The sequence below is a fragment of the Dietzia sp. SYD-A1 genome, from assembly GCF_015356725.1.
In the GTDB taxonomy this organism is placed as follows: domain Bacteria; phylum Actinomycetota; class Actinomycetes; order Mycobacteriales; family Mycobacteriaceae; genus Dietzia.
The window spans coordinates 1-7,826 of the sequence record NZ_JADDKI010000382.1 but is presented as its reverse complement, the minus strand read 5'-3'; the positions used below and the strand labels follow the sequence as shown (position 1 = coordinate 7,826).

6 protein-coding genes are annotated in these 7,826 nt (G+C 69.4%); 2 read left to right on the top strand and 4 right to left on the bottom strand.

The window, feature by feature from the left end:
- Positions 1-43: 43 nt before the first annotated feature.
- Entirely contained in the window at positions 44-2,545 is a 2,502-nt protein-coding gene (locus IY392_RS14135; protein ID WP_194861554.1) for a glycoside hydrolase family 65 protein, read from the bottom strand.
- Positions 2,542-3,270, bottom strand: coding sequence for an HAD family phosphatase (locus tag IY392_RS14130; RefSeq protein ID WP_182612059.1), 729 nt, complete (start codon positions 3,268-3,270; stop codon positions 2,542-2,544). Before IY392_RS14130 ends, IY392_RS14135 begins: the two co-directional genes overlap by 4 nt.
- Positions 3,271-3,496: 226 nt before the next feature.
- On the opposite strand from IY392_RS14130, the gene IY392_RS14125 reads away from it, so the two are divergent.
- Positions 3,497-4,273 carry a hypothetical protein gene (locus IY392_RS14125; protein WP_107757381.1) on the top strand — a complete coding sequence of 259 codons (777 nt, stop codon included), beginning with the start codon at positions 3,497-3,499 and terminating at the stop codon, positions 4,271-4,273.
- A gap of 141 nt (positions 4,274-4,414) precedes the next feature.
- Here the strand turns inward: IY392_RS14125 and lpdA are convergent, their stop codons facing one another.
- Together lpdA and IY392_RS14115 are read right to left on the bottom strand one after the other, a co-directional pair.
- Positions 4,415-5,809: a dihydrolipoyl dehydrogenase gene (gene lpdA / locus IY392_RS14120; protein ID WP_182612060.1), complete on the bottom strand. Its 1,395-nt coding sequence runs from the start codon at positions 5,807-5,809 to the stop codon at positions 4,415-4,417.
- Positions 5,810-5,932: 123 nt separating this feature from the next.
- The gene (locus tag IY392_RS14115; protein WP_194861553.1) at positions 5,933-6,085 is read right to left on the bottom strand and encodes a hypothetical protein; all 153 of its coding nucleotides are present in this window, start codon (positions 6,083-6,085) and stop codon (positions 5,933-5,935) included.
- Positions 6,086-6,253: 168 nt separating this feature from the next.
- Here IY392_RS14115 and IY392_RS14110 point away from each other — a divergent pair.
- Positions 6,254-7,826, top strand: a 1,573-nt coding sequence (locus tag IY392_RS14110) for a S9 family peptidase (protein WP_194861552.1), incomplete at its 3' end; no start/stop codon positions are given.

The window sequence follows — 7,826 nt, the reverse complement described above, 5'->3', positions numbered from 1 at the left end:
GGCCTCTGCTCCCCGGTTCAGCCTCCCCGCCCCGGCGCTGCCCTCAGCGCTCCCCGGCGATGGTCTCGGCGCGGGTCAGGCAGGCACGCGCCCGCTCGTCCAGCTCCCACGAGAGCGTCTCACCGGCGGGGACCGTCACCGCCCGCCCCTGCACGGTGCAGTCGAAATCCGCACCGTTGAGGTTGACGATCGTGATCTCCGTGTGGGTGCACCGGACCCGCACGTGCGTTCCGCGCACGGTCAGCCGGAACGTCAACGCGCCCCATTCGGCCGGCACCCGGGGGTCGAACGAGATGTCGCCGCGGTAGTCGCGCATCCCGCCGAACCCGCTCACGAGCGCCGACCACACCCCACCCGCCGAGGCCACGTGGATCCCGTGTGCGGCGTTGCCGTGCACGTCCGCCAGGTCCACCACGAGCGCCTTGGAGAAGTGCTCGAAGGCCTCGTCGCAGTAGCCGATCTCGGCGGCGATGATCGACTGCACGACCGCCGAGAGAGTGGAGTCACCCGTGGTGAGCGGATCGTAGTACTCGAAGTTGGCCCGCTTCTGCTCCTCGGTGAACTCGTCGCCCCGCAGGAACATCGCCAGCACCACGTCCGCCTGCTTGAGCACCTGGTGCCGGTAGATCACCAGAGGGTGGAAGTGCAGCAGCAACGGGCGACGCGGGTGCTCGAGATCCTGGTCCCAGACCTCCTTGGCCAGGAAGTCCTGGTCCTGCGGGTGCACGCCGAGGGTCTCGTCGTAAGTGATCACCATGTTCTCGGCGGCACGCCGCCATTCCGCGATCTCGCCGTCGTCGATCCTCAGCCGCCGGCAGATCGCCGCCCACCGGCCGTCACCCAGTTCGGCGATGCGCTTGCAGGCGACCGCCGCCGCCGCCAGGTTGAACCGCGCCATGGCGTTGGTGAACAGGTTGTTGTCCACCACGGTGGTGTACTCGTCGGGCCCGGTGACGCCGTGGATGTTGAAACACCCGTCTTCGGCGAAGAACCCGAGGGAGACCCACATCCGGGCGGTCTCGACCAACACGTCCACACCCTCGCGGATCATGAACTCCTCGTCACCGGTGGCCCACAGGTACTTGACCATCGCGTGCGCGATGTCGGCGTTGATGTGGTACTGCGCGGTGCCGGCCTCGTAGTAGGCGGAGGCCTCCTCGCCGTTGATCGTCCGCCACGGATAGAGCGCGCCGTTCACGGACAGGAAGCGGGCGCGGGCGCGGGCCTTGTCGAGCATCGAGTAACGGAAGCGCAGGGCGTTCCGGGCGAAGCGCGGCATCGTGTAGGTGAGGAACGGCAGGACGTAGGTCTCGGTGTCCCAGAAGTAGTGACCCGAGTAGCCGCTCCCGGTCACGCCCTTCGCGGCGATCCCGTAGGTCTCGGCGCGCGCGGAGGCCTGGGCCAGCTGGAACAGGTTGAATCGGATGGCCTGCTGGGTCTCGGGCGGGCCGTCGACCTCCACGTCCCCGCGGTGCCAGAAGTGGTCGTACCAGTCGCGCTGCGTGCGCTGCAGGTCCTCCACTCCGCGGTCGCGCGCCCGGGACAGGGTTCGCGCGCACCGGTCGGCGAGCTCACCGGCAGGGACCTTCTCGGAGGTGTGGTAGGCGGCCAGTTTGGTCAGCCTCAGGACGCGGCCGGGCGTGACGTGGGCGTGGTAGACGACCTTGGACGCGTCGTCATCGCTCTCCACGCTCATCGCGATCTCGTCTTCGGTCTCGACCTCGTGGTCCACGGCCACGGCGATCGACATCCCGGAGTTGGCGCAGCGGTACCCGTGCACCTGGTACCCGCGCTGGCCGGCGGAGACCACGGGCTCGAGCACCCGGTGGTCGAAGCCGTCCGACCGGCGCGGATCGAACCCCTCGGGCACGGTCTCGGCGGAGTGGTACTCGTCCTCGCCGTCCTGCCGGTTGAGGACCTGCGAGGAGATCACGACCGGCGCCGGCTCCTCGGGGAGCTCGATCTCGTAGGTCATCACCGCGAGGTGCTTCTCCACCATCGAGACCATGCGAGTGGTGCGGATGACCACCTTCTTGCCGGCCGGGGTGCGCCAGGTCAGCTCGCGGCGCAGGATCCCGTCGCGGAAGTCGATACTGCGTTCGTAGTGCTCGAGGTCGGCCTCGCTCACGCGCAGTGGCTCGTCGTCCACGTAGACGCGGATGGTCTTGGTGTCGGGGGCCTCCACCATGGTCTGGCCCTCGCGCGCCAACCCGAAGGCGTCCTCGGCGTGCTGGATGTGCCAGGTCTCGTGGAATCCGTTGACGTAGGTGCCGTGGGTGTGGGAGTCGCGGCCCTCCTCCGGGTTGCCGCGCATGCCCAGATACCCGTTGGCCACGGCGAACTGCGTCTCGGAGACGCCCAGCGCAGTGGCTTTGGGGTTGGTCTCCACCCAGCGCCACGGGTCCGCGGGGTGTGTGGAGCGGTTGATCTCCGGCACCTCCAGGTGACTGCGGAGGTTGACGCCGTAGGTCGTCCGGATGTTGCCGGGGACGGACTGCCCGATCGTGTCGTGGACCGGGCCGCGTCCGGGGGGGACGGGTGTCATGACCGTGCCTCCGTCAGCCCGGGGATGAGGTCCGCCAGGTCGTCGACGACGATGTCCGCACCCTCTCGGAGCAGTACCTCACGCCCCGCACCGCGATCCACACCGACGACGCGCGCGAACCCGCCGGCGGCGCCGGCCTGCACGCCCGAGACGGCGTCCTCGATCACCGCGCAGCGGCCCGCGGGCACGCCCAGCAGTTCTGCGGCCCGAAGGTAGGTGTCCGGGCGGGGCTTGCCGGGGATCCGATCCGCCTGGGCCAGCAGGCCGTCGACGATGACCTCGAAACGGTCCAGCAATCCGGCCGCCTCGAGCACGGGGCGTGCGTTCTTGGAACTGGAGACCACGCAGGAGGCGATCCCGGCGGCGTCGAGGGCGTCGAGGTAGGCGACCGACCCCGGGTAGGGCTCGATCCCCTCGTCGAGCAGCTCGCGGAAGACGATGTTCTTGCGCTGACCCAGGCCGTTGATCGTGTCCGCGTCGGGCGAGTCCTCGTCGTCGCCCTCGGGGAGGGTGATGCCGCGGGCGGCGAGCATCGACGCGATACCCTCCACGCGGGGTTTGCCGTCGATGTAGTGGAAGTAGTCGGAGTCCGAGTACGGGGCGATCCCGCGGTCGGCGAAGTAGGCGGTGAACATCCGCTTCCACGCCTGCATGTGCTTCTCGGCGGTCGGGGTGATGACCCCGTCGAGGTCGAAGAGCACAGCATCGATGCCGTCATGGTCCATGTCGAATCCTGCTTCCGGGTCGGTGGGCCGATCGGGCTCAACCGGTGACGCATCAAGGGTAGACACCCGGCCCGGGGACCGAGCCCATCACCTCCCCCCGTGCGGCCCATCTCACTGAGGCGCGGGGGTGGAGGGCGGATCACCATGCCTCCACGCGGGCGACAATGCACCGTTGTCGGGTACCCGGTGGCACTATGGTCGATGACTCTGTACTAGAAGGAGAGAGATGCGACTTCGCACCCGCAATCCCCGCCGTGTCGCGATCGCCGGCCTCGCACTGGTCACCGCGGCCGCACTGACGGCCTGCACGTCCGACGACGAAGGGAACGGCGACGCCTCGGGCGACGCCCAGACCACGACGACCGTCAACGAGTCCGCGCCCCAGGCACCTCTCGACCAGCTGGTCCTGGGCGAGGGCGAGGCCCCCGGTGGCGGTGTGGTGCAGGTGATCGAGCCGGCTCTCCTCCAGGAGGCGGTCGACAAGCTCGTCGCCGACCAGGGCAAGCAGCTCATGGAGGACCCGGCGTGCGACAGGGTCTCCCGACTGGAGACGGTCTCGAACTTCGCGACCACCGACGGCCTGACCGCGGCGGTGCGGTACAAGCAGTCGGAGGAGGACGAGACCGAGCACCGTTTCGGGATCGGCATGGTGGGCGAGAAGCTCGACGACTTCATGGACCGCTCGCTGTACGAGGCCTGCACCTCCTCGCGGAGCACCACCAACCCGGACGTCGAGCTCGTCATGACCGTGGACGACGCCCCAGCCCTCGAGGGCGTCGAGGGCTTTCGGGTGACCAGCGACTTCATCACCACCCGGCCCGACGGCACCCGTTCGCTGAGCCGGGCCATCGCGATCCACGGCTACACCCGCGAGACCACCGTGAGCGTGGAGTACGCGGCCCGCGGCAACGACCCGGCGGCCAACCCGGTCCTGCCCTCCGCGGACGGCGCGCTGGATGCCATCTACCAGGCGCAGATGGCCAAGATCGCGACGGCCGAGTAGCAGGCTGTCGCCGGCACCTCAGCCGGCGACGGCACCCCGGTCATACGAAGAGAGCGTTCCGCGCACGTCGCCCCGGAGGCGGTGCGCGGAACGCTCTTCTCGTCGGCCCCCGGCCTGTCGCCGACAGAGCCGGGCGGCGCCCTACAGGTTGATCATGTGCCCGCTGACGCCCTCGATGGCCTCCTTCATGGCCTCCGACAGCGTCGGGTGGGTGTGCACGTTGCGCGCCACGTCCTCGGCGGTGAGGTCCCACATCTGGGCCAGCGTCAGCTCGGGCAGCAGCTCGGAGACGTCGGGGCCGATGAGGTGCCCGCCGAGCAGCTCACCGTGCGTCGCGTCGGCCACGATCTTGACGAACCCGACCGCGTGGCCGAGGCCCTGGGCCTTGCCGTTGGCCGAGAACGGGAACTTGCCCACCTTGACGTCGTACCCCTCGTCGCGGGCCTGCGCCTCGGTGAGCCCGAAGGAGGCCACCTGCGGCTGACAGAAGGTGGCGCGGGGCATCATCCGGTAGTCGCCCAGCGTCTGGGTCGGCGCGCCGGCCATGGTCTCCGCCGCCACGACGCCCTGCGCCTCGGCCACGTGGGCCAGCTGCAGCTTGGCCGTGACGTCGCCGAGCGCGTAGATGCCCTCGACATTGGTCCGCATGTGGTCGTCGATCGCGATGGCGCCGCGGTCGGTGAGCTCCACGCCGGTGTTCTCGAGCCCGTAACCCTCGACGCGGGGCGCGAATCCCACGGCCATCAGCACCTTGTCCACGGTCAGCGTCTGGGTCTTGCCCTCCTCGCCGTTCTTCTCGACCTCGACCTCGACCGAGTCGCCGTTGTCGGTGACCTTGGTGGTCTTGTGGCCGGTGAGGACCTTCACCCCGAGCTTCTTGTAGTGCTTGGCGATCTCCTTGGAGACCTCGGCGTCCTCGTTCGGCAGGAGGCCGTCCATGTATTCGACGATCGTCACCTCGACGCCGTAGTTGGCCATGACGTAGGCGAACTCCATGCCGATCGCGCCCGCACCCACGATCACGACCGAGTCCGGGAGCTCGCGGGAGAGGATCTGGTCCTCGTAGTCCACCACGTTCTCGCTCAACTCGATTCCGGGGAGCGTCTTGACCACGGAGCCGGTGGCGATGATGCAGTTGTCGAAGGTGTACGCGGTGCCGTCGACCTCGATCGTCTTGTCGTCGGTGAAGCTGCCGAAGCCGTCGATCTCGGTGATCTTGTTCTTCTTCATGAGGAAGTGGACACCCTTGACGATGCCCTCGGAGACCTTCCGGCTGCGGTCGTAGGCCGCGCCGAAGTCGAAGGACACATCACCGGAGATGCCGTAGGTCTTGGCCTCACGCAGCACCGTGTTGGCCAGCTCGGCGTTGCGGAGAAGCGCCTTGGAGGGGATGCACCCGACGTTGAGGCATACCCCGCCCCAGTACTTCTCCTCGATCACGGCCACTTTGAGGCCGAGCTGGGAGGCGCGGATTGCGGCGACGTAGCCACCGGGGCCCGCGCCGAGGACGATGAGGTCGTAATGAGTGTCAGCCACGCCACACAGGGTAGCGCTCCGGGCGGCCCGGATGAGCCGGAGCGATGCGGAACCCCACCCGAAATGACCGTCGCCGCCTCCTCCCGGGGGGAGGGGCGGCGACGGTACCCGCGTCGGGTGCGATCAGGACAGGTTGCCCAGGACCGACTTCAGCGCCGTGGCGACGAGGTTGCCGATGGTCTCGGCGATCTGGTCGGTGATCGTCTGCGTGGAGCTTCCGGTACCGGTGGCGTTGCCGAGGGAGTCCGTGACCGAACCGAGGCTGAGAGAACCCATTGTGTATCTCCGTTTATCGAGTGCATTCCCGAGGGGTTCGAGAATGGCCGGGTCAGGCGACCCCTGCATGTCGTTGATGGTACTGACGCTACGGCTCGGTAACAAGAGCCTGTGTATTTCTTACCTCCGGTACGGATGTCCCCACGCCGCACACGGCATCATCGGGGCATGACCTCACCCGTATCGCCCGACAACTCACCCGCGTCAGCCGACCCGTACCTGCACCTCGAGGACGTCGATTCGGCCGAGGCTCTCGAGTGGGTCCGGGTACGTAGCGACCGCACCGTCGCGGACCTGGCCTCCGGCCCGGAGGCCGAGGCCGCCTACGCGCGCGCCCTCGAGATCCTCGACGCCACCGACCGCATCGCGTGGCCGGTCCTGCGGGGCCGGTACGCCTACACCTTCTGGCGGGATGCCGACCATCCCCGCGGGCTGTGGCGACGGGTGCCGTGGTCCGTGCTGGTCAGTGGCGCTCCGGGCGTCGATCACCCGGCCTGGGACACCCTCGTGGACGTGGACACCCTGGCGGCGGAGGAAGGGGTCAACTGGGTCTATTCGGGAGCGGTGGTCCGGCGTCCCGCCGACGACAGGGCGCTGCTTCGGCTCTCACGCGGGGGCGCGGACGCGGTGGAGGTCCGCGAGTTCGACCTGACCACCCGCCGGTTCGTCCCCGAGTCCGAAGGCGGGTTCCGACTGTCGGAGGCCAAGAGTTCGGTGTCCTGGGTGGACCGGGACACGCTGCTGCTGTCCTCACCGCTGGACCCGGAGGGATCGGACGCCACCGACTCCGGCTACCCGCGCCTGGCGAGGGTGTGGCACCGCGGGTCCGACCCGCTCGACGCCCCGGTCATCTTCTCCGGGCGGACGCAGGACGTGGCGGTGGGGGCCTCGTACGACCTCACCTCGGGCCGGTACACGGCCAGTCGCGCCCCGGACTTCCACTCCTCCGAGGAATGGTTCTGGTCCCCGGGGGTCGATCCCGCCACCACGGCGCCCCGCCGGGTGCCGGTGCCCGAGGACTGCCGGGTGAGTTCCTGCGGGGACTGGTTGCTGCTGCGCCCGCGCACCGACCTCGAGGCCGCGGGCCGATCCCACCCCGGCGGTTCGGTCCTCGTGGTGCCGTGGTCCGCCGTCGACGCCGATCCCTCGCGACTGCCCGAGCCCGTCGTGCTGTTCTCCCCCACCCCCTCCACGACGGTCGAGGACGTGACCTGGGGCCGGGGCCGGATCCTGCTGACGATCCTCGACGACACCGAGTCCCGTCTCGAGGCGTACGCGATCCCCGGGTCGGCGGACGGGGCCTGGGAGCCCCGTCCGGTCGAAGGGCTACCGGACCACGTGTCGGTGGACGTGCTGTCCTGCGACCGCCTGTCCGGCCGGGGCGACGTCGGGGGCGACGACGAGGATGACGGGAACGAGCGCCCCCACCCCGACGACGCCGTCCTGGCGGTCTCCGGTCCGATCGTCCCGCCCTCGCTGGTGTTACTCCGCGCGGACGGCACCACCACCACACTCGGGTCCACCCCCGACCGTTTCGACGCCACCGGCATCGAGGTCACCCGTCACACGGCTGTGAGTGACGACGGCACCTCGGTGCCGTACACCGTGATGCGGGGCCCCGGGCCCGACGGGCCCAGACCGACCATCCTCTACGGCTACGGCGGTTTCGAGGTGGCGATGCGACCGTCGTACGCGGCCCTGCGCGGGGCGCTCTGGCTCGCCGGAGGGGGCGCCTACGTGG

Excerpts from the sequence above, each read along its gene's own strand:
- IY392_RS14125 (WP_107757381.1), top strand. The coding sequence starts at position 3,497 with ATGCGACTTCGCACCCGCAATCCCCGCCGTGTCGCGATCGCCGGCCTC.
- IY392_RS14135 (WP_194861554.1), bottom strand. The coding sequence starts at position 2,545 with ATGACACCCGTCCCCCCCGGACGCGGCCCGGTCCACGACACGATCGGG.
- IY392_RS14130 (WP_182612059.1), bottom strand. The coding sequence starts at position 3,270 with ATGGACCATGACGGCATCGATGCTGTGCTCTTCGACCTCGACGGGGTC.
- IY392_RS14115 (WP_194861553.1), bottom strand. The coding sequence starts at position 6,085 with ATGGGTTCTCTCAGCCTCGGTTCGGTCACGGACTCCCTCGGCAACGCC.